We start from the raw sequence: 20,305 nt of genomic DNA on the forward strand, positions 1-20,305 counted from the left end.
GATAACGTCACTACTTTACCCGGATAACTCTAGCGCAGATGGTTCTCTCCACCAACCCAGGAGATTTCGCATGCGTGTTTTCGTTACCGGTGCCACCGGCTTCGTCGGCTCTGCCGTCGTTCGAGACCTGATGGCCGCCGGCCATCGCGTGCTCGGCCTCGCCCGCTCCGATGCCGGCGCCGCAGCGCTCACCGTGATGGGCGCGGAGGTCCATCGTGGGGCGCTGGAGGATCATGCGTCCTTACGCAGCGGCGCCGCCGCTTCGGACGGTGTCCTGCATCTCGGCTTCAACCACGACTTCTCGAAATTCGCCGACAATTGCGAGCTCGACCGCCGCGCGATCCTGGCGCTCGGTGAGGAGCTCAAAGGCTCGGACCGCCCTCTCATCGTCACCTCCGGTGTGGCGCTGCTGGCGCCCGGACGGCTCGCGACCGAAGACGATTCAGCGGCCCGCCACTTTCCGCGCGTCTCGGAAGCCACTGCCGAAGAGCTCGCAGAGCGCGGCGTCCGCACCGGCATCGTGCGGTTGCCACCCACGACCCATGGCGAGGGCGACCACGGCTTCGTTCCGCGCCTGATCGCGATCGCGCGGGAGAAAGGCGCCGCCGCCTATATCGGCGAAGGCGAAAACCGTTGGCCGGCCGCGCACCGCCTCGATGCCGCGCGCGTCTATCGTCTCGCGCTGGAGCAAGGCACAACCGCGCGGCGCTATCATGCGATCGCCGAGGAAGGCCTGCCGTTCAAGGCGATTGCCGAGGTGATCGGCCGAAGGCTCGGCGTCCCCGTCGTGTCCAAATCGCCTGGGGAAGCGGCGACGCATTTCGGCTGGTTCGCACAGTTCGCCGGCATCGACGTTCCGACCTCGAGCGCCAAGACGCGCGCTTTGCTCGGCTGGGCGCCCAAAGAAAAAGGGCTGATCGAGGATCTCGACCAGCCCTATTACTTCAAGACCTGACGGCGCGCGGCGCCGCCACCGGCAGATCAGTCCGTCGTGACGGCCGTCTCCATGTCGGTCGGATCGATCTGTCTGGCGAGGTTGGCGTTGAGCTTGTCGCGGTCGAGCTCACCCTCCCACCAGGCGACGATCACGCAGGCCACGCCGTTGCCACAGAGGTTGGTCAGCGCGCGGCACTCGCTCATGAACTTGTCGATGCCGAGCACGATCGCCATGCCCGGCACGAGGCGCGGATCGACCACGGCGAGCGTCGCTGCCAGCGTGATGAAGCCCGCGCCGGTGATGCCGGAGGCACCCTTCGAGGTCAGCATCGCCACCACCAGGATGGTGAGTTGCTGGCCGAAGGTGAGATCGAAGCCGAGCGCCTGCGCGATGAACAGCGTCGCCAGGGTCATGTAGATGTTGGTGCCGTCGAGATTGAACGAATAGCCCGTGGGCACCACGAGGCCGACCACCGACTTCGAGCAGCCGAGGCGCTCGAGTTTCTCCATCAAGGAAGGCAGCGCGCTTTCCGAGGACGAGGTGCCGAGCACGATCAACAGCTCGTCCTTGATGTAGGCGAGGAACTTGAAGATGGAGAAGCCGGCGAGGCGCGCGATGGTTCCGAGCACGACGAACACGAACAGCGCCGCGGTGACGTAGAACGTCGCGATCAGGCCGACCAGGTTGAGGATCGCCCCGGTGCCGAACTTGCCGATGGTGTAGGCCATCGCGCCGAACGCGCCGATCGGCGCCGCGCGCATCACGATGGAGATGACTCCGAACACCGCATGCGCGGCGTCATCGATGAAGCTGCGGATGGTGTGGCCGCGCTCGCCGAGGCCCATGATGGCGAAGCCGAACAGCACCGAGAACAGCAGCACCTGCAGGATCTCGCCTTGCGCGAAAGCGCCGACCACGGTGTCGGGGATGATGTGCAGGATGAAGTCGACCGACCTCTGACCCTCGGCCTGCTTGGCGTAGTTGGCGACGGCCTGCGCGTTGGCGGCGGCGCTGCCGAAGCCCGCACCCGGCTTCACCAGGTTGCCGATGATGAGTCCGATCACCAGCGCGAAGGTCGAGACGACCTCGAAATAGACCAGCGCCTTGACGCCGATGCGGCCGACCTTCTTGGCGTCCTGGATATGCGCGATGCCGGAGACCACGGTGCAGAAGATGATCGGCGCAATCACCATCTTGATCAGCTTGATGAAGCCGTCGCCCATCGCCTTGATCCACTCGTTGGTGGCGAGCGACGGCCAGAGCCAGCCGACCAAGGCGCCGAGCACGATGGCGATCAGCACCTGGACGTAGAGAACTTTGTACCACGGCTTGGCGGCGGCCGGCGCGACCGGCGCCCCCGCCATCGTTGTCGTCGTCATTGTTTCACTCCCCCTCAAACTCAGAGCCAGCCAAGATCAACTTGGCCGGCTCTGTCAATCGGAACTGCTCAGAATGGTGCGCTTTACCCGCGTCGATCGACGATCCGGCGGGCCGCCGGCATCAGCGCGGCGCCGAGCGCGTTCTTGACCACCGATGCCGCAATGAACGGCGCGACGCCGACCGCCCAGGCCTTGGTTGCGCCAAGGCCGATGCCGTAGGCCAACCAGCCGAAGCCGGCGATGAAAATCACGACATGGGCGAGCGCCATTGCTCCAAACAGCAGCACGACGTTGCGATCCCAACCGCGCTCGGCCAGCCAGCCGGTGATGAAGGCAGCCAGCACGAAGCCATACAGATAGCCGGCAGTCGGGCCGAGCAGCGGTGCAATTCCACCGACCGGACCGGCGAACACCGGCAGCCCCATCGCGCCTTCGGCGAGGTAGGCGATCATGGTTGCGCTGCCAAGGCGCCAGCCATAGGCGGCGCCGATCATCAGCACGACCAGCGTCTGCAGGGTCATGGGCACGTAAGGCAGCGGCAGATTCACCTTGGCTGATAGCGCCATCAAGGCGGTGCCGAGCGCGATCAGCACGACGGCGCGCAGTGCGCCGACGGCTTCGCCCGGGCGGGTCGGCCACATCAATGCGGCGAGAGGAGAATGCGTAGCGGCGGTCGGAACGGAACGGTCAGACAAGGGGCACTCCAGAAGGCTGTCCAAAACTGGCGGCTATTTAAGCCAGTGAGCGATCCGGTCAACTGCCTCGCGCATCTCCGCTGCCGAACGCGCATAGGAGAGCCGTATGAACGAACGACCATGGATGGGATCGAAATCGAGACCCGGCGTGGCCGCAACATGCGCCTGCTCCAGCATCTGCTTGGCGAACTCGAAACTGTCCGAAGTGAAGTCCGAGACGTCGGCATAGAGATAGAAGGCGCCATCGGCAGGCAGGAACTTGCTGAGGCCCGCCTTGGGCAATCCCTCGATCAGGATGCGCCGGTTTTCCTGATAGCCGTGCTTGATCTCCTCCATCTCGGCCGCACCGTCGAAGGCCGCCTCGGCCGCGATTTGCGACAATGACGGCACCGAGATCGAGAGGTTCTGCTGCAGCCGCTCGATCGGCCGCACCAGGATCTCGGGCACGACCATCCAGCCGACGCGCCAGCCGGTCATGCAAAAATATTTCGAGAACGAGTTGATCACGAGTGCGTGCTGCGACAGCGCCGCCGCCGTCGCCGCCGGAAACGCGTAGTCGAGCCCGTGATAGATCTCGTCGGAGATGAAGCGGATGCCGGCGTCTTCCGCCGCAGCGATCAGGCCGGCGAGCGCCTCGCGGGACATCATCGTCCCGGTCGGATTGGCCGGGCTGCCGACCAGCACGCCTTTCAGCGGCGCCTTGCGATGCTCCGCCAGCAGCGCCTCGCCGGTCAGAGCATGGCGCGTGTCATTGGTGGTCTCGATCAGCACCGGCTCGCAACCGAGCGCGGTGAGGATGTGACGGTAGGGCGGATAACCCGGCACCGTCACGGCGACGCGGTCGCCGGGCGCGAACATCGACAGGAAGGCCAGGATGAAGCCGCCGGAGGAGCCTGTCGTCACCACGATCCGCTCGGGGCTGACATCACAGCCATAGGCATCGCGATAGTGGCGCGCGATGCGTTCGCGCAATGAGGGGATGCCGAGCGCGGAGGTGTAATCGATCCGCCCGGCCTCGAGCGCCGCGTGGGCGGCCGCGATCGCGGTCTTCGGGGCGCCGGTTGCGGGCTGGCCGACCTCCATGTGGATGACATGGCCGCCTGCCGCCTCGATTCGGGCCGCGGCGGCCATCACGTCCATCACCATGAACGGGGGAACATCGCTGCGGCGGGAGGGCTCGAGCCACTGCCCCACCCGGTTCCTCAATGTCGCATCGTGCATCGAATTCTGCTATTCGCTGGCGAACCGGTCGGTTCGGTCCCGGAAACGGGGCGCTTGCGCCCCAGACTGGCCGCATTGTACGGCTCATAAGGGCATATCTCGTATCCGGTCCGCCGCCAATCGCCAAAAACCATTCACGAAACTGCTTGATCAAGACCGTTTGACCAAGCCCCTTGTTGACCAAGCCCGCCTGATGTTGCTCCAGATCGCATTGCGCAAGAAGGCCTCCTCCCTCACCGCCCTCGTCACTGCCGCGGCGATCGCGCTGTTGCCGATGCCGGCCGCGCATGCGCAGGCCAAGGGGCCGCCGATCCTGCGCGACACCGAGACCGAGCAGCTGCTGCGCGAATACACGCGCCCGATCCTGCGCGTTGCCGGTCTGGAAAAGCAGAACATCCAGATGGTGATCATCAACGAGGGCTCGTTCAACGCGTTCGTCGCGGACGGCCGCCGCATCTTCGTCAATTACGGCGCGATCCTCCAGTCGGAGACGCCGAACCAGATCATCGGCGTGCTCGCGCACGAGACCGGACATCTGGCCGGCGGCCATCTGTCCAAGCTGCGCGAACAGCTCGCCAACGCCCAGACCCAGATGATCATCGCCATGCTGCTCGGGGCCGGCGCGATTGCCGTGGGCAGCACCCGCGGCAGCAACAGCGCCGGCAACAACGGGCTCGCCAATGCCGGTGCTGCCGCCATCGCCGGACCGCAGGAGATGATCCGCCGCACGCTGCTGTCCTATCAGCGCCAGCAGGAGGAGAACGCCGATCGCGCCGGCGTGAAATTCCTGACCGCGACCCAGCAGTCGCCGAAGGGCATGTACGAGACCTTCAAGCGCTTCACCAGCGAGAGCCTGTTCGCGGCCCGCGGCACCGATCCCTATCTCCAGTCGCATCCGATGCCCGCCGAGCGCGTCGCATCGCTTCAGGAATTCGCCAGTTCCAGCCCCTATTGGGACAAGAAGGACGATCCCGCGCTCCAACTCCGCCACGACATGGTGCGCGCCAAGATTTCCGCCTTCATGGAGCGGCCGGAGACGGTCTACCGCCGCTACCCCCAGACCAACGACAGCATGCCGGCGCGCTATGCCCGCGCCATCAGCACCTATCTGCATGGCGATTTGCGCAGTGCCCTGGCCCAGATCGACGCGCTGATCCAGGTCCAGCCGAACAACCCGTATTTCTACGAGGTGCGCGGCCAGGCCCTGCTGGAGGGCGGCAAGCCGGCCGAGGCGATCCCTGCCCTGCGCAAGGCGGTGCAGCTGTCCAACAACGCCCCCCTCATCGAGATGTTACTTGGGCAGGCTCTGGTTGGATCGGATAATAAGGCCTACACCGATGATGCCGTTCGGATTCTCCGGGCCGCGGTGGCACGGGAACCGGAGGCTGCGCTCGGCTATATGCAGCTCGCGATGGCCTATGGCCGGAAGGGCGACTATGCCGAGGCGGATCTGGCGTCGGCGCAGGCCGCTTATCTGCGCGGCGACAACAAGACCGCCCGCGAGCTCGCCACGCGCGCGAAAACCCGTTTCGCCGTCGGCACGCCCGGATGGGTCAAGGCCGACGACATCGTGGCGGCCAAGCCGCCGCGCAACTAACGCGACCAAGACGACGCCTGACACCACGACGTCACGACACCGAGCTTAAGTCCGCCGGGACGTTTTCCGAAACCAGCTTTCGATAAGAGGATTTGCCTATGCCTTCGCTGCGCCTGCTTGCTCCCGCGCTGTTCGCGCTCGCCCTGTTCGGCGCAGCCGCGCCCGCGTCGGCCGACAGCTTCTCGGATGCCCAGCGCACCGATATCGAGGCGATCATCAAGAACTATCTCGTCACCCATCCCGAGGTGCTCGAGGAAGCGATGACCGAGCTCACCAAGCGCCAGGCCGCGGCCGAAACGCAGAAGCACGAAGCCAGCATCGCGCAGAACTCCGATGCGATCTTCAACTCGCCGCGCCAGGTCGTGCTCGGCAACAAGGACGGCGACGTCACCTTCGTCGAGTTCTTCGATTACAATTGCGGCTACTGCAAGCGCGCGATGGGCGACATGCTCGACCTCATGAAGGCCGATCCGAAGCTGAAGGTCGTGCTGAAGGAGTTTCCGGTGCTGAGCCAGGGCTCGGTCGAAGCGGCGCAGGTCGCCGTCGCCGTGCGCATGCAGGATCCCTCGGGCAAGAAGTATCTCGACTTCCACCAGAAGCTGCTCGGCGGCCGCGGCGCCGCCGACAAGGCGCGCGCGCTTCAGGCGGCCAAGGAAGCCGGCCTCGACACCGCCAAGATCGAGAAGGACATCGGCAGCCCCGAGGTGCGCGCCACCATCGAGGAGAATTTCAAGCTCGCCGAAGCGATGGGCATGAACGGCACGCCGAGCTACGTGATCGGAAAGCAGATCGTGATCGGCGCCGTCGGCCTCGACAGCCTGAAGGAAAAGATCGGCGTTGCCCGCTGCGGCAAAGCGACCTGCTGACAAGGCGAGCTGCTGATCGCGCGTTTCAGAATTCACGCATGCAAGGAGGCCGGCTGAAAAGCCGGCCTTTTTCGTTGGCCGAATACTGGCGCGAATCCGGCGCGCGCATTCATCTGGCGTTCAACAAACAAATGCCGCGGAACCCTAGATGTTCCGGAACTCCTGATACCTCCTTTCGTTGTCGGCGCGGGCAATGACGCAAAGAACACACGTGAGGAGAACTCGATGTCTAACCGCTTTATGATCTCGGTCGCCGCGCTCGCGCTCGTCGCAGGCACCGGACTGGCGAACGCACAGGGCACCATGAACCGCGACAGCGGTGGTGGCGCCGGTGCGCAGCCGACGCAACATTCGCAGCCCGCCGGCGGCGCGGCTGAACGTGGCGCGATGGGCAAGGAATCCGCTCCCGAGAAGGGCACCGTCGGCCAGGCTGGCGGCGCCATGAAGCCCGGCGGAGCAGCCGAGGAGAAGTCGTCCGGCGCGACGGAGAAATCCGGCGCTATGGAAAAGTCAGGCGGGATGGAAAAGTCCGGCACGATGAACAAGAACGCGGCTGACGAGAAGGCCGGCGCGGCGAAGGGCGAGCACGCCCAGGGTGCACAGGACAAGGCCACACAGGACAAGTCGAAGAGCACGATGGACAAGTCCCAAATGGACAAGTCCAAGAGCACCGAGACTGACACCAAGAGCGGCAACATGAACGCCCAGACCAAGGGCGCGGACGGCAAGGCTGCCGACACCAAGTCTCAGACCACGACCGGCACCGCGCCTGCGACCGCTGCTGCACCGCCTGCCGAGAAGCGGACCGAGATCTCGACGGCGATCAAGTCGACCAAGATCGAAGAGACCACCAACGTCAACTTCAACATCTCGGTCGGCGCCGCGATCCCGGCGTCCGTTCGCTTCCATCCCCTTCCGCCCCGGATCGTGGAAATCTATCCGGAGTGGCGCGGCTATGACGTGATCTACGTCCGCGGACAGTACATCATCGTCCGTCCGCAGACGCGCGAGATCGTGTACATCATCGAAGGCTAAGCCGCCTGACTGACGGCCCAATGAGCCCTTGCCGAGAGATCGGCAGGGGCTTTTGGCCGATTGGGCGGCCTCCCCTGCCTGTCCCGCCCGGCAGCCACGATTAGAACTGGTTAACAAGCAATTTCCGTAACTTCCGCACAGGTTTTTGCACCCCGGATGAGCTGTTTGAAGCCCCCTGGGAGGTCCTTCAAGGCTTCCCCTAGGGCGCTTTGTTACCTATAACCCCCGCCACGCCGAAGCACCTCTTGCGGGATTGGAATGGCCGAACCAGCAACCGACACGATCCTCGTTCTCAACGGGCCGAACCTCAACATGTTGGGGACGCGCGAGCCCGAGAAGTATGGCCATGCGACGCTGGCCGACGTCGAAACGCTGTGCCGGGAGACGGCGGCGGCGTACGGCCTCAAGGCCGACTGCCGGCAGTCCAACCGCGAAGGCGAGCTGATCGACTTCGTCCACGAGGCGCACGCCCGCAAGATGAAGGGCATCATCATCAATGCCGGCGGCTATTCGCACACCTCGATCGCGCTGCACGATGCGCTGCTCGCGGTGCAGATCCCGACCGTCGAAGTGCACGTGACCAACATCCACGCCCGCGAGAGCTTCCGTCACCATTCCTACACCGCGCGCGCGGCCTTCGCCTCGCTCTGCGGTTTCGGCATCGAGGGCTACCGCCTCGCGATCCAGGGCCTTGCCGCCAAGCTCGGCATCAAGTCCAAAGCCTGACGCTCCCTCTTCACACAGAACATTCGGATCAGAACATGGCGCGCCAGCCAGACGACAAAGCAGCCGTAAAGTTTTCCAGCGAGGATTCCGCGCTCGTCCGCGAGCTTGCACTCCTGCTCGATGAGACCAGCCTCACCGAGATCGAGATCGAACGGGCCGGCCTTCGCCTGCGCGTCGCCCGCAACATCAGCGTTGCCGCGACCATGCCGATGCAGATGGCGGCCGCTCCCGCCGTCCTGCCGGCGGCCGCAGCTGCCGCCGCACCCGCCGCGGCCGACCTGTCGAAGCATCCGGGCGCGGTGACCTCGCCGATGGTGGGCACCGCCTACTGGGCGCCGGAGCCCGGCGCCAAGCCGTTCATCGAGGTCGGCAGCAAGGTTTCGGTCGGCCAGACGCTGCTGATCATCGAAGCCATGAAGACCATGAACCAGATCCCCTCGCCGCGCGCCGGCACGGTGACGCAGATCCTGGTCGAAGACGGCCAGCCGGTCGAGTACGGCGAGCCGCTCGTCATCATTGAGTGAGGGAGTGGCGAATAGCGAGTAGCGAATAGTTACTCTTCCCTATTCGCCATTCGCTATTCCCCATTCGCCCCATGAGGCACCATGTTCGACAAGATCCTCATAGCCAATCGCGGCGAGATCGCCCTTCGCATCCTGCGCGCCTGCAAGGAGCTCGGCATCGCGACCGTGGCCGTGCACTCCACCGCCGACGCCGACGCCATGCATGTGCGCCTGTCGGACGAGAGCGTTTGCATCGGGCCGCCGCCGTCCAAGGACAGCTATCTCAACGTCCCCGCGCTGCTCGCGGCCTGCGAGATCACCGGCGCGGATGCCGTGCATCCCGGCTACGGCTTCCTCTCCGAGAACGCGCGCTTCGCCGAGATCCTTTCCGAGCACAATCTGCATTTCATCGGCCCCAAGGCCGAGCACATCCGCCTGATGGGCGACAAGATCGAGGCCAAGAAGACCGCCAAGCGGCTCGGTATCCCCGTGGTGCCCGGTTCCGATGGTGGGGTCGGCCCCGAGGACGACGCGATGGCGATCGCGAAGAAGATCGGCTTCCCCGTGCTGGTGAAGGCGGCAGCCGGCGGCGGTGGCCGCGGCATGAAGGTCGCGCAGAGCGAGGCCGACCTCCAGGTGGCGCTGTCGACGGCGGCCAACGAGGCCAAATCCGCTTTCGGTGACGCGTCCGTCTATCTCGAAAAATACCTCCAGAAGCCGCGCCACATCGAAATCCAGATCCTCGGTGACGGCCGCGGCGGCGCGATCCATCTCGGCGAGCGCGACTGCTCGCTGCAGCGCCGCCACCAGAAGGTCTGGGAGGAAGGTCCCTCGCCCGTCCTTGCCGCCGCTGCACGCGCCAAGATCGGCGAAACCTGCGCCAAGGCGATGCGCGAGATGAAATATCTCGGCGTCGGCACCATCGAATTCCTGTTCGAGGACGGCGAGTTCTACTTCATCGAGATGAACACCCGCATCCAGGTCGAGCATCCCGTCACCGAGAGCATCACCGACATCGACCTCGTGCTGGAGCAGATCCGCATCGCTGCCGGCGGTGATCTGCCGGCCAAGCAAAGCGAGATTCAGATCATCGGCCATGCCATCGAGTGCCGCATCAACGCCGAGAATCCACAGACCTTCCGTCCCTCGCCGGGCCGCATCACGCAATATCACCCGCCCGGCGGGCTCGGTGTGCGGATCGATTCCGCGGTCTATCAGGGCTACACCATTCCGCCCTATTACGACTCCCTCGTCGGCAAGCTGATCGTGCACGGCAAGACCCGCAGCGAATGCCTGATGCGGCTGCGCCGGGCGCTGGACGAGATGGTGGTCGAGGGCATCGAGACGACGTTGCCGTTGTTCCGCGACCTGGTGCGCCAGCCCTCGATCATCGACGGCGACTATCACATCCACTGGCTGGAACAGTACCTCGCCGGGAAGGAACCGGCCGCGGGGTAATCCTCGCTCCCCGTGGAACCCTTTGGCCCCCAACGCGTTCTGGACGGCGGGGACAGTTCCCGAGGGGGCGTTTTGACTTCCATTGACGTGACAAAGCGAGACCGTCGTGACGACTGATGCGCAACGACGGCGCTCCATGTGGCAGATCCTGCTCTTCTCGGCGGGCCTTCTGGTGTTGACCGTGATCAGCGCGGGCTCCGTCTACCTGGTCAACAAGGCCAGAGACGACAGCAAATGGGTGGTTCACACCATCGAGGCGGAGAACCAGATCAACGCCCTGCTGCTGGAAATCCGGCGTGCCGAGAGCGCCGCCCGCGGCTATCTCCTGACGCAAGGAGCGGATTTCAAGGCCGACCATGACAAAGCCGTGGCAGCGATCATACCTGCCCTCGACAAGCTCACGCGCCTGACCGGCGATAATCCGGCGCAACGCGGCAATATCGAGAAGCTGAGCGCGGCCATCGAAATCCGGCTGGGGCAATTCAAGCAGGAGCTCGACTTCATCGGCCAGAATCGGCCCGACAAGGCCATAGCGCAGGTCCGCGAGGCCGCCTCCACCGACACCACGGCCGAGATCAGCAAAGTCGCGGTCTCCATGATCCAGGAGGAGGAGCGCCTGTTCCGGCTCCGATCGGTCAATTCCGACCGCAGCCAGACGCTGGCGGCCTCGATGACCGGCATCGGTTCGGGCCTCGTGGTGCTGCTGACCCTGATCTCGATCTGGCTGGTGCGGCGCTCGGTGCGGGCCCGCGACGAGGCCGAGGCGCGCCTGCGCGACGCCTACGCCAACCTCGAGACCGTCGTCGACGAACGCACGGCAGACCTGCGCGAGGCCAACAACGAGATTCAGCGCTTTGCCTATATCGTCAGCCACGATCTCCGCTCGCCACTCGTCAACATCATGGGTTTCACCAGCGAACTCGAAGAGCTTGGCGGCGACATTTTCCGCCGTATTGGCGGCCTCACCCATGTCCCGGCCGATGGCCCGCCGCTAGCTGACGGCGAGGTCACGCTCGAGGGCCCCGACAAGGAGCTTTCGGCGGATTTTTCCGAAGCGCTCGGCTTCATCAAGTCGTCGATCGCCAAGATGGACCGCCTGATCTCGGCGATCCTCAACCTCACCCGCGAGGGCCGGCGCGAATTCGTGCCCGAGAAGATCGACACCCGCGAGTTGATCGAAGCCATCGTCTCGACGCTGGCGCATCAGTCCGCCGAAGCGCAGGCCGAGATCCATGTCGCGCCGCTGCCGGATCTCGTCAGCGACCGCCTTGCGCTGGAGCAGATCTTCTCCAATCTGATCGACAACGCCATCAAATACCTCAAGGCCGGCGCCCCCGGCGAGATCAGAATCCGCGGGCGCACCAAGCTTGGCTACGCTATCTTCGAGATCAGCGATAACGGCCGCGGGATCGATCCGAAAGATCACCAGCGGATTTTCGACCTGTTTCGCCGGGCGGGAACCCAGGACAAGCCTGGTCAGGGTATCGGTCTCGCGCATGTGCGTGCACTTGTGCGCCGCCTCGGCGGTACCATGTCGGTATCATCGGAACTGAATACGGGCAGCACCTTCACCATCACGCTGCCTATCACCTGGAACGCAAGCAACCGGAACGCCGACCAATGACTCAACCCGTCACCATCATCATGATCGAGGACGACGAGGGCCACGCCCGGCTGATCGAGCGAAACATTCGCCGATCCGGCGTCAACAACGAGATCATCCCCTTCGCCAACGGCACGGACGCGATGAAGCACCTGTTCGGCGCCGACGGCACCGGGCTCGTGCAGAAGGGCAATGCGCTCCTGATCCTGCTCGATCTCAACCTCCCCGACATGACCGGGATCGACATCCTGAAGCAGATCAAGGAGAACAAATATCTGAAGGCCTCGCCCGTGGTGGTGCTGACCACCACTGACGATTCCCAGGAAATCAAGCGTTGCTATGAGCTCGGCTGCAACGTCTACATCACCAAGCCCGTGAACTACGAGAATTTCGCCAATGCCATCCGGCAGCTCGGCCTGTTCTTCTCGGTCATCCAGGTCCCGCCCGCCGCCTCATGAACCAGCACACGCCAACACTGCTCTACATCGACGACGACGCGGCCTTGGCCCGCCTGGTCGATCGCGGCCTGACGCGGCGCGGCTACAAGGTCATTCATGCCGCGAGCGGCGAGGAAGGCCTGGAGCGCATCCGCCGCGCGGGGACGCAAAACAGCGCCGACCGCTGCATCGACGTCGTGGCGCTCGACCAGTACATGCCCGGCCTCGACGGGCTGGAGACGCTCGAGCAGATCATGGCGATCCCTGATGCGCCGCCCGTGGTGTTCGTCACCGCGTCGCAGGATTCCAGCATCGCGGTCACCGCGCTGAAGGCGGGCGCGGCCGATTATCTCGTCAAGGACGTCAAGGGCGACTTCATCCCCCTGCTCCACGTCGCCGCCGAAGGCGCGCTGCGCCAGGCCGAATTGCAGAAGGCGCGCGAGGAAGCCGAAGCGGAGATCCATGCATCTCGCGACCGCTACGCCGCGCTCGCCGCCGAACGCGAGCTGCTGCTGCGCGAGGTCAATCACCGCGTCGGCAACTCGCTCCAGATCATCGCCTCGCTGCTGCATCTCCAGGCGAACTCCGCAGGCCAGGAAGAGGTCAAGGCGGCGCTGACCAACGCGATGGGCCGCGTCGCCGCGGTCGCGCAGGTGCACCGCCGGCTCTACACCTCGCAGGACCTGAAGAGCGTGGTGCTGAACCAGTATCTGGATTCGCTGCTCGAGGATCTCAGGCGCTCGGCCGAAGGCAACCGGATGTCACGGCTGACGGTGAAGGCCGAGCCGATCGAGATCGATCCGGACCGCGCCGTCGCCGTCGGCATCATCGTCAACGAGCTGGTGATGAACGCGGTGAAATACGCCTATCCCGACGGCGCCGGCCCCATCCACGTCGAGCTGACCTCGCAGGGCGAGGATCTGTTGCTGGCGATTAGCGACGACGGCGTCGGCGACAAGGTCAAGGCGGATCCACGTTCGACCGGCATGGGCCAGCGCATCGTCGCGGCGATGGCCACCAAGCTCGACGCCACCGTCGAGCGCGACCCCGACCATTCCGGAACTCGCGTCATGCTGAGGTTCCGCCGCACGCCCGCAGCCCCCGACAAGACCAACAACGCCGCCGCAGGCTGACCCTCGCCCCCTTCGCAACACCTCCACGATCCTGCTATTGTTGCGCCATGACTTCGCGCGACTCCGCTTCGTCTGAAATCACGCCGGCCGTGCTGTTGCGCGCCTATGCCTGCGGCATCTTTCCGATGGCCGAGAGCGCCGACGATCCGACCCTGTTCTGGGTCGAGCCGGAATTGCGCGGCGTCATCCCGCTCGCGGGATTTCGCGTGGCCTCACGGCTCGCGCGCACCGTCCGTTCGGACGCCTTTCGCGTCACCGTCAACACCTCGTTCAAGGCAACGATCGCCGGCTGCGCCGCGCCGCAGGCGGGGCGCGAGGACACCTGGATCAACAAGCGGATTCGCGACCTCTATGGCGGCCTCTACGAGCTCGGCCATTGCCACAGCGTCGAGGCCTGGCGGGGCGACGACCTGGTCGGCGGGCTCTACGGCGTCAGCCTGGGCCGCGCCTTCTTCGGCGAGAGCATGTTTCACACCGCGCGCGATGCCTCGAAGGTCGCGCTGGTGCACCTGGTCGCGCGGCTGATCCATGGCGGCTTCGAGCTGCTCGACACGCAGTACGTCACCGAGCATTTGAAGAGTTTTGGCGCGGTCGAGATTTCGCGTCGGCGCTACACCGCACTGCTCGACAAGGCCCTCGCCGGTGACCCCGGTGATTTCCTGAGGCTGTCGGCCGGTGACGCGATCCCGGGCGCACGCGCGCTCGAGATCGTCGCCTCGCGGCCATGATCGGTGATGGGGCCTAGCGCCCGAACCCGGGAATACCGAACAGGCCCGGCCGCTGCTCCGGCGGCGGCGGAGGTGGCGGCGCCGGCTGCTGCTGCTGGATCGGCGGCAAGGGCTGCGGCGGACGCTGCTGCACGGCCTGCTTGGGTGGTGCCGCCTTCTTCTGCGCGGGCGGCGGAGCCGGCGGCTTTGCCGCGGCCGGATCGGGCGCCGCGGTCGCAATGGTCTGCTGCGGCTCTTTGCAGTCGGTGAGCCAGATGTCGTAGATCGGATGCTCGACGCCGTGCAGGCCGGGGCTCGCCGCATACATCCAGCCCGAGAAGATGCGCTTCACCTCGCCCTGCAAGGTGATCTCGTCGACCTCGACGAAGGCGTCGGTATTGGTGGCTTCCGTCGCCGGCCGCGTATAGCAGGCGTCGGTCTTGACCCGCAGCGCGCCGAACTGGACGGTCTCGCCGATGTCCTCGTCGAAATTGATGATGCGCCCGGTGATCTTGTCGAGGCCGGAGAAGGTCGCCTTCTTGTTCACGATCTTCTGGGCCGGCGGCTCGGTCACGACCTCGTCGCCCGGCTGGAGGCTCGCCGGGGTCTGCGGGACAGTGCCGCCCGGCCCGCCCTTCTGCTGGGGCTGGCGCTGACCGGGCGCACCCGGGGCTCCCGGCGCATTGGGCGGAGCGACCGCCACCGACGGCGGCTGGTTCGGCGGAGCGACGGTTGAGCCCGGCGGCGGCGCCAGGGGCTGGCTCTCGACCGGCCCCGGCATCACGTTACCTTGCCGTCCCTGCGGCGGCGCCATCGGGCGCGACGGCAGCACGCGGCCTTGCGGCGGCAGCGCGGGGACTTCCTCGTCGTCGTCATCGGGGATCTGAGGCTGCGGCTGGCCACGCGGAATCGCCCCCGGTGGCCGCGGTGGCGGGTCGGAGAAGATCGTGCCGATCTGCGCCTGCGCGGGCGTCGCAACCGTCAATGCGGTGGCGGCCAGAAGCGCCGCAAGACCTGGCAGGGCAAGTCTTGTAAAGGTAAAGGTTCGAACCATCTTCTCGCGCGGCTTCAACAGCGAATCGGGCTTGCTGGACATTCTACACGGGATACCGCCGCTCGCAGGCCACCCGGTTAACACGGCGAATACGGCGGGGGAAGGGCGGCATCCCTGCCCTGCCCGCCGCCCGCTGGCCAGACCGGCGGCCGGATGGGATAGTTCACCGGCCCCTCCCCGGGGCCGAGGCGGGCAGCGCCCCCGGAAACGACGTCCAACGATAACAGAAAGCCCAAGGTCGCTCCCATGCCCGTCGTGCTCGATCCCGATGCCGCCGCCGTCTACAAGGCCTTCCAGGAGGCCGGCCGCCCCGCCTACGAGACGCTGACGGCACCGGAAGCCCGCGCCTATTACGGGCAGGCCCGCTTCGCCACCAACCCCGAGCCGCCGGAACTGGCGCGCGTCGCCGCGCTGGCGATCCCGGCGCCGCACGGCGAAATCCCCGGCCGCATCTACGTGCCGAGGCAGCCGCGCCTTCAGAACGGCCTGTCGCCGGCGCTGGTGTTCTTCCATGGCGGCGGCTGGGTGATCGGCGATCTCGACTCCCACGACGTCGTCTGCCGCCAGCTAGCCGTCGAGGGCGCGCTGATCGTGATCTCGGTCGATTACCGCCTCGCGCCCGAGCACAAATTTCCCGCCGCCGCCGATGACGCGATCGCCGCCACAAAATGGATTGCCGCGAATGCGCGCGAGCTCGGCATCGATGCCTCGCGCCTTTCGATCGGCGGCGACAGCGCCGGCGGCAATCTCGCCGCCGTGGTTGCGCTCACCGCACGCGACGGCGATGGTCCGAAGATCGCGAGCCAGGTCCTGATCTACCCCGCGACCGATTTCGCCATGACGCACGGCTCCCACAGCGAGCCCGAGACCAGCGTGCTGCTGACCCATTCGGTGATCCGCTGGTTCCGCGATCATTATCTCAACGGCACCGCCGACGTCCACGACTGGCGCGCCTCGCCGGCACGCGCGAAAAGCCTCGCCGGGCTGCCGCCGGCCTATGTGCTGACCGCCGGCGCCGATCCCCTGCGCGACGAAGGCCACGACTATGCCGAGCGCCTCAGGCAGGCCGGCGTGCCCGTCACGTACAAGCACTATCCCGGCCAATTCCACGGCTTCTTCACGATGGGCAAATTGCTGCAGCAGGCCAACCTCGCCGTCAGCGAGATCGGCGCGTGGCTGAAAGGATTGGGCTGACGCCGCCGTCCCGGATGCCACCCATTCTCCAAACTCTCTTCGCTCTCCCCCTGCGCGCGCTGACATGGCTCGGCAGCCAGGGCACCCGTGCGGTGGCCGCCGTGGTGTTCATTGCGGCCGCGGTGCCGCCGCTCGGGATGCTGCTGCGGCCCTACGTCACCGAGGCGATCTTCGGGCTTCTCTGCATCTCCTTCATGCGGGTCGATCTGGCCGCGCTCGTTGGCCATCTGCGCCGGCCGGCGCTGGTCGCGACCGCCACCGCCTGGACCACGATCGGCGTGCCGCTGATCGTCGGGCTGGTCGCCCATGCGACGGGGCTCACGGCCCGCTCGCCCGGCCTTGCGCTGGCGCTGATGCTCCAGAGCATGGCCTCGCCGATGATGGCTTCTCCGGCGCTTGCCGCGCTGATGGGCCTCGATGCCACGCTCGTGCTGGTCACGCTGGTGACCTCGACCGCGCTGGTGCCGTTCACGGCCTCGCTGTTCGCGGGCCTCTTCCTCGGCGACATGCTCACCATCTCGCCGCCGGCGCTCGGCCTGAAGCTGCTCGGCATTCTCGCGGCATCGCTGCTGGCTGCAACCTTGATCCGATGGGTCTTCGGCGCTGACGCGATCCAGCGTCACAAGAAGCCGATCGACGGCTTCAACATTATCATCCTCTTGATCTTCGCAGCCGCGATCATGGGCGATGTCGTGAGCGACCTCGTGGCCCAGCCGCTCTTCACGATCGGCCTGGCGGCTCTGTCCTTTGCGATCTATTTCACGCTACTCGCCGTCACCACGCTGCTGTTCCGCCGCATCGGCTATGAGCGCGCGCTGGCGCTCGGGCTGATGGTGTCACAGCGCAATCTGGGCCTGATGCTGGCCGCGACCGCCGGCGCGCTGCCGCCCACCACCTGGCTCTATTTCGCGATGACGCAGTTTCCGATCCATCTTGCGCCCTACATGCTGACGCCGATCGCGCGCCGCCTGGTGGCCCGCGCGGATGGCGCCGGTACGGCAGCCGCGGGCGAGGCGACCTAGGACGCAGTCGCAGCCGGCTTTGAGGCCCTGAAGAGATAGCGGTTGGTGCTGAAGAAGTATTGTCCCGCCCGGCCGAGACGCTCGAACTCACTGTGCCATGTTTCGAGATCATCGGCTGAAACGTCGTGCCTGCGGGCGACGAAGTCCCGAATGCCCTGGGCCAGCCCCTTGCTGTAGCTATCGTCATCGTACTGCAAATTCAGGATTGGAAAGACCGACGCTCCGTCCAGGTGAAGTCGTGCATTCACCAATCTGTGGGCCATCGACCTTGGGAGACGCGGGTGAGCGCAGTGCGCTTCCCATGATTTCATCACCGCGGCCATACGTTCCGGGCTTTCGGAATGCCACACCACTGCGTCCCAATCCGTTGCGACGAAAATCGTGCGGCCGCCCGGCTTGAGCACGCGAAATGTCTCTGCGAGGACGCGGTCGACATCAGGCACGTACTCGGCAACCTGCGTGCACACGACGACATCGAACGACGCATCGGATTGACGCAATTCCGTGGCGTTGCCGATCGCATATGAAATCCAGGCGGAAGCCTTCTGCCGGTTGCAGACCGCAATCAGGTCGGTCGACACATCGATACCGACGACAGCACCATCAGGCCCAACGATCTGCGCCATGCTTTCGCAGAGATAGCCGGGACCACATCCAATATCGAGAACGCTCTCGCCGGCAGAAAGATTGAGCTGCCGAATTGTCTCCGCGCGCTGGGCGGTCACGTCCCCCGTGAGATAAAGTCTCTGGAGCCGTTTTGCGTTCTCGTTGCTGTACTCCATCCCGGTCATCTTCGCCTCCACGCTCGAGTGCCAGGTGAGATTCCCTAACTCGCCCGCGCCGCGCGCCGCAGCGCCTGGGGCGGCTGGCCGAAGGCGCGGATGAAGGCGCGCCGCATGCGCTCGGGGTCGCCAAATCCGGTCGCCTCCGCGACGAGCTCGATCGCCTCGCGCGAGGACTGGACGCGCTCGCGCGCGACCTCGATCCGCAAGCGCTCGATCGCTTTCGACGGCGTCGTGCCGGTCTCCGCGGCAAAGGCGCGGGCAAAATGCCGTGCGCTCATGCCGGCACGATCGGCGAGATCTTCGACCGTCAGCCGGGCATCGAGGTTCTCGCGCGCCCAGGACAGCAGCGCGCCGAACCGGCCGTTCGGTGTCTTCAACTCCAAGAGCGATGAAAACTGCGACTGGCCGCCGCTGCGGCGATGATACAGCACGAGCTGGCGGGCGGCCTGTTGCGCGATCTCCTCGCCATGGTCCTCGGTGACCATCGCGAGCGCGAGGTCGATACCCGCGGTGATGCCCGCCGACGTCCACACATTGCCGTCATGCGTGAAGATCTGGTCCGGCTCGAACTTCACCTTGGGATAGCGCGCGACGAAATCCCGTGTGCGGCCCCAATGCGTGGTGGCGCGGCGCCCATCGAGCAGGCCCGCCTCGGCCAGCACATAGGCGCCCGAGCAGACGCTGGCGACCCGCACGCCGCGCCGCGCCAGCCGCTGCACGAAGGCGCGCGTAACCTCGCAGCGTGCGGCCTCCGTCACGCCTGCGCCACCCGCGATGACCAGTGTGGTGATCGCGTTCGCCGACTTGAAGTCGCGCGCCATCATTTCCACGCCGGACGAGCTGCGCACGGGCCCAGCGTTCAGTGCCAGTACGCGGATCGCAGGTAGCTTGCCGGTGGCGCGCGCCGCGATCTCGAACACCGAGATCGGGCCCGCCGCATCGAGCAACTGGAAATCGGGGAAGATCAGGATGCCGATCATGGTCATGTCCGAAAGTGAGGGAATTACGCCATTTTGGACGGAAGGGCATCATGAGAGGCTGCGTCCGTCAAGCTCATCTTTGGAGGACCTGCCCATGTCGTCACCGCTCCAGATCGGTCTTTTGGTGTTTCCGCGCGTCACCCAGCTCGATTTCACCGGTCCCCTGCAGGTGTTTGCCAACGTGCCCGGCGCAAAACTGCATCTGATCTGGAAGCGCATCGAGCCGGTGCCGAGCGACTCCGTGCTGACGCTGACGCCGACCACGACGTTCGCCGACTGTCCGCAGCTCGACGTCATTTGCGTGCCCGGCGGCGCCGGCACCAACGACCTGCTCAATGACGAAGAAGTGCTGGATTTCCTGCGCAGACAGGCCGAAGGCGCCAAATACGTCACCTCGGTCTGCACGGGGGCGCTTGCGCTCGGCGCGGCCGGCCTGCTCAAGGGCTACCGCGCCGCCACGCATTGGAGCGCGATGGAGATGCTCGGCCAGTTCGGCGCCACGCCGACCAAGACGCGCGTCTGCAACGACCGCAACCGCGTCACCGGCGGCGGCGTCACCGCCGGGATCGATTTCGCGCTGACGCTGGTGTCGATCCTGGTCGACCGCACCACGGCGGAAGCGATCCAGCTCCAGATCGAATACAACCCCGCCCCGCCGTTCACGTCCGGCTCGCCCGACACTGCGCCAGCCGAAGTGCTGGCCTTGCTGAGAGAGCGCGGCGCCGCAAACCAGGCCCGCCGCCTCGAGGCGGTCAAGCGCGCGGCTGAGCGGGTGATGTAGCTCTCATGTCCCGGACGCGGTGCAGCGTGCAACGCTGCGCCGCAGAGCCGGGACCCACACCACACGGATTGCTGAGAGAAATGGGCCGCGGATCAGCAGCGCACCACTTCGTGCTGCGCTGCGTCCGGGCACGAGACACCAACACAAATCCCCAACAGAAAAAAGCTTCCGGCTTCCCAAGCGGCCTTCTGT

The 20,305-nt window shown here is 65.8% G+C and carries 20 protein-coding genes; 14 read left to right on the plus strand and 6 right to left on the minus strand.

The window, feature by feature from the left end; all coding sequences use genetic code 11:
• Positions 1 to 70 precede the first annotated feature (70 nt).
• Positions 71 to 955: an SDR family oxidoreductase gene (locus AC5ZFO_RS27910; RefSeq protein ID WP_282519486.1), complete on the plus strand. Its 885-nt coding sequence runs from the start codon at positions 71 to 73 to the stop codon at positions 953 to 955.
• Positions 956 to 981: 26 nt separating this feature from the next.
• Here AC5ZFO_RS27910 and AC5ZFO_RS27915 read toward each other — a convergent pair whose 3' ends face one another.
• The 3 genes from AC5ZFO_RS27915 to AC5ZFO_RS27925 form a co-directional block, all read right to left on the minus strand.
• On the minus strand, positions 982 to 2,316 hold the full coding sequence (locus tag AC5ZFO_RS27915; protein ID WP_063983546.1) for a dicarboxylate/amino acid:cation symporter: 1,335 nt from the start codon (positions 2,314 to 2,316) through the stop codon (positions 982 to 984).
• Positions 2,317 to 2,399: 83 nt separating this feature from the next.
• On the minus strand, positions 2,400 to 2,957 hold the full coding sequence (locus AC5ZFO_RS27920; RefSeq protein ID WP_496122852.1) for a biotin transporter BioY: 558 nt from the start codon (positions 2,955 to 2,957) through the stop codon (positions 2,400 to 2,402).
• Between the two features lie 87 nt (positions 2,958 to 3,044).
• Positions 3,045 to 4,232: a pyridoxal phosphate-dependent aminotransferase gene (locus AC5ZFO_RS27925; protein ID WP_282519487.1), complete on the minus strand. Its 1,188-nt coding sequence runs from the start codon at positions 4,230 to 4,232 to the stop codon at positions 3,045 to 3,047.
• A gap of 193 nt (positions 4,233 to 4,425) precedes the next feature.
• Here AC5ZFO_RS27925 and AC5ZFO_RS27930 point away from each other — a divergent pair, with 193 nt between their 5' ends.
• The 10 genes from AC5ZFO_RS27930 (at position 4,426) to aat (ending at position 14,318) form a co-directional block, all read left to right on the plus strand.
• Entirely contained in the window at positions 4,426 to 5,829 is a 1,404-nt protein-coding gene (locus tag AC5ZFO_RS27930) for a M48 family metalloprotease (RefSeq protein ID WP_282519488.1), read from the plus strand.
• Positions 5,830 to 5,927: 98 nt separating this feature from the next.
• A complete protein-coding gene (locus AC5ZFO_RS27935) occupies positions 5,928 to 6,695 on the plus strand; it encodes a DsbA family protein (RefSeq protein WP_282519489.1) in 768 nt (255 codons plus the stop codon).
• Positions 6,696 to 6,920: 225 nt separating this feature from the next.
• Positions 6,921 to 7,730 carry a DUF1236 domain-containing protein gene (locus tag AC5ZFO_RS27940; protein WP_282519490.1) on the plus strand — a complete coding sequence of 270 codons (810 nt, stop codon included), beginning with the start codon at positions 6,921 to 6,923 and terminating at the stop codon, positions 7,728 to 7,730.
• A gap of 258 nt (positions 7,731 to 7,988) precedes the next feature.
• Entirely contained in the window at positions 7,989 to 8,456 is a 468-nt protein-coding gene (gene aroQ, locus AC5ZFO_RS27945; RefSeq protein ID WP_282519491.1) for a type II 3-dehydroquinate dehydratase, read from the plus strand.
• Positions 8,457 to 8,491: 35 nt separating this feature from the next.
• Complete coding sequence (gene accB / locus AC5ZFO_RS27950) at positions 8,492 to 8,980, plus strand: acetyl-CoA carboxylase biotin carboxyl carrier protein (protein WP_282519492.1); 489 nt, start codon at positions 8,492 to 8,494, stop codon at positions 8,978 to 8,980.
• A gap of 81 nt (positions 8,981 to 9,061) precedes the next feature.
• Positions 9,062 to 10,417: an acetyl-CoA carboxylase biotin carboxylase subunit gene (gene accC / locus AC5ZFO_RS27955; protein WP_282519493.1), complete on the plus strand. Its 1,356-nt coding sequence runs from the start codon at positions 9,062 to 9,064 to the stop codon at positions 10,415 to 10,417.
• Positions 10,418 to 10,523: 106 nt separating this feature from the next.
• Positions 10,524 to 12,041, plus strand: a complete 1,518-nt coding sequence (locus tag AC5ZFO_RS27960) for a sensor histidine kinase (protein WP_282519494.1) — start codon at positions 10,524 to 10,526, stop codon at positions 12,039 to 12,041.
• Positions 12,038 to 12,478 carry a response regulator gene (locus tag AC5ZFO_RS27965; protein ID WP_014495596.1) on the plus strand — a complete coding sequence of 147 codons (441 nt, stop codon included), beginning with the start codon at positions 12,038 to 12,040 and terminating at the stop codon, positions 12,476 to 12,478. Before AC5ZFO_RS27960 ends, AC5ZFO_RS27965 begins: the two co-directional genes overlap by 4 nt.
• A complete protein-coding gene (locus AC5ZFO_RS27970) occupies positions 12,475 to 13,590 on the plus strand; it encodes a sensor histidine kinase (RefSeq protein ID WP_282519495.1) in 1,116 nt (371 codons plus the stop codon). The genes AC5ZFO_RS27965 and AC5ZFO_RS27970 overlap by 4 nt, the downstream gene beginning before the upstream one ends.
• A gap of 47 nt (positions 13,591 to 13,637) precedes the next feature.
• The gene (gene aat / locus AC5ZFO_RS27975; protein ID WP_282519496.1) at positions 13,638 to 14,318 is read left to right on the plus strand and encodes a leucyl/phenylalanyl-tRNA--protein transferase; all 681 of its coding nucleotides are present in this window, start codon (positions 13,638 to 13,640) and stop codon (positions 14,316 to 14,318) included.
• Between the two features lie 13 nt (positions 14,319 to 14,331).
• On the opposite strand, the gene AC5ZFO_RS27980 is transcribed toward aat, so the two are convergent.
• Positions 14,332 to 15,393 (minus strand): DUF2155 domain-containing protein, encoded by a 1,062-nt coding sequence (locus tag AC5ZFO_RS27980; protein WP_282519497.1) that lies wholly within the window; start codon positions 15,391 to 15,393, stop codon positions 14,332 to 14,334.
• 204 nt (positions 15,394 to 15,597) lie between these two features.
• Between AC5ZFO_RS27980 and lipP1 the strand changes: the two genes are divergently transcribed.
• A complete protein-coding gene (gene lipP1, locus AC5ZFO_RS27985) occupies positions 15,598 to 16,545 on the plus strand; it encodes a LipP1 family hormone-sensitive lipase (protein WP_282519498.1) in 948 nt (315 codons plus the stop codon).
• A gap of 14 nt (positions 16,546 to 16,559) precedes the next feature.
• Complete coding sequence (locus tag AC5ZFO_RS27990) at positions 16,560 to 17,567, plus strand: Na+-dependent transporter (RefSeq protein ID WP_282519596.1); 1,008 nt, start codon at positions 16,560 to 16,562, stop codon at positions 17,565 to 17,567.
• On the opposite strand, the gene AC5ZFO_RS27995 is transcribed toward AC5ZFO_RS27990, so the two are convergent.
• Positions 17,564 to 18,358, minus strand: coding sequence for a methyltransferase domain-containing protein (locus tag AC5ZFO_RS27995; RefSeq protein ID WP_282519499.1), 795 nt, complete (start codon positions 18,356 to 18,358; stop codon positions 17,564 to 17,566). The two genes, AC5ZFO_RS27990 and AC5ZFO_RS27995, sit on opposite strands and share 4 nt — an antisense overlap.
• A 35-nt stretch (positions 18,359 to 18,393) precedes the next feature.
• Positions 18,394 to 19,332, minus strand: a complete 939-nt coding sequence (locus AC5ZFO_RS28000) for a GlxA family transcriptional regulator (protein WP_282519500.1) — start codon at positions 19,330 to 19,332, stop codon at positions 18,394 to 18,396.
• A gap of 94 nt (positions 19,333 to 19,426) precedes the next feature.
• Between AC5ZFO_RS28000 and AC5ZFO_RS28005 the strand changes: the two genes are divergently transcribed.
• Complete coding sequence (locus AC5ZFO_RS28005; RefSeq protein WP_282519501.1) at positions 19,427 to 20,113, plus strand: DJ-1/PfpI family protein; 687 nt, start codon at positions 19,427 to 19,429, stop codon at positions 20,111 to 20,113.
• Positions 20,114 to 20,305: the final 192 nt, after the last annotated feature.

The sequence above is a fragment of the Bradyrhizobium sp. Unk1 genome (genome assembly GCF_059512345.1).

What these genes read in the sequence shown, in the direction of transcription:
- AC5ZFO_RS27910 (WP_282519486.1), top strand. Translation starts at nt 71, where the DNA reads ATGCGTGTTTTCGTTACCGGTGCCACCGGCTTCGTCGGCTCTGCCGTC.
- AC5ZFO_RS27925 (WP_282519487.1), bottom strand. Translation starts at nt 4,232, where the DNA reads ATGCACGATGCGACATTGAGGAACCGGGTGGGGCAGTGGCTCGAGCCC.
- AC5ZFO_RS27940 (WP_282519490.1), top strand. Translation starts at nt 6,921, where the DNA reads ATGTCTAACCGCTTTATGATCTCGGTCGCCGCGCTCGCGCTCGTCGCA.
- accC (WP_282519493.1), top strand. Translation starts at nt 9,062, where the DNA reads ATGTTCGACAAGATCCTCATAGCCAATCGCGGCGAGATCGCCCTTCGC.
- aroQ (WP_282519491.1), top strand. Translation starts at nt 7,989, where the DNA reads ATGGCCGAACCAGCAACCGACACGATCCTCGTTCTCAACGGGCCGAAC.
- lipP1 (WP_282519498.1), top strand. Translation starts at nt 15,598, where the DNA reads ATGCCCGTCGTGCTCGATCCCGATGCCGCCGCCGTCTACAAGGCCTTC.
- AC5ZFO_RS27980 (WP_282519497.1), bottom strand. Translation starts at nt 15,393, where the DNA reads ATGTCCAGCAAGCCCGATTCGCTGTTGAAGCCGCGCGAGAAGATGGTT.
- aat (WP_282519496.1), top strand. Translation starts at nt 13,638, where the DNA reads ATGACTTCGCGCGACTCCGCTTCGTCTGAAATCACGCCGGCCGTGCTG.
- AC5ZFO_RS27920 (WP_496122852.1), bottom strand. Translation starts at nt 2,957, where the DNA reads ATGTGGCCGACCCGCCCGGGCGAAGCCGTCGGCGCACTGCGCGCCGTC.
- AC5ZFO_RS27935 (WP_282519489.1), top strand. Translation starts at nt 5,928, where the DNA reads ATGCCTTCGCTGCGCCTGCTTGCTCCCGCGCTGTTCGCGCTCGCCCTG.
- AC5ZFO_RS28000 (WP_282519500.1), bottom strand. Translation starts at nt 19,332, where the DNA reads ATGATCGGCATCCTGATCTTCCCCGATTTCCAGTTGCTCGATGCGGCG.
- AC5ZFO_RS27990 (WP_282519596.1), top strand. Translation starts at nt 16,560, where the DNA reads ATGCCACCCATTCTCCAAACTCTCTTCGCTCTCCCCCTGCGCGCGCTG.
- AC5ZFO_RS28005 (WP_282519501.1), top strand. Translation starts at nt 19,427, where the DNA reads ATGTCGTCACCGCTCCAGATCGGTCTTTTGGTGTTTCCGCGCGTCACC.
- AC5ZFO_RS27915 (WP_063983546.1), bottom strand. Translation starts at nt 2,316, where the DNA reads ATGACGACGACAACGATGGCGGGGGCGCCGGTCGCGCCGGCCGCCGCC.
- AC5ZFO_RS27995 (WP_282519499.1), bottom strand. Translation starts at nt 18,358, where the DNA reads ATGACCGGGATGGAGTACAGCAACGAGAACGCAAAACGGCTCCAGAGA.
- accB (WP_282519492.1), top strand. Translation starts at nt 8,492, where the DNA reads ATGGCGCGCCAGCCAGACGACAAAGCAGCCGTAAAGTTTTCCAGCGAG.
- AC5ZFO_RS27930 (WP_282519488.1), top strand. Translation starts at nt 4,426, where the DNA reads ATGTTGCTCCAGATCGCATTGCGCAAGAAGGCCTCCTCCCTCACCGCC.
- AC5ZFO_RS27970 (WP_282519495.1), top strand. Translation starts at nt 12,475, where the DNA reads ATGAACCAGCACACGCCAACACTGCTCTACATCGACGACGACGCGGCC.
- AC5ZFO_RS27965 (WP_014495596.1), top strand. Translation starts at nt 12,038, where the DNA reads ATGACTCAACCCGTCACCATCATCATGATCGAGGACGACGAGGGCCAC.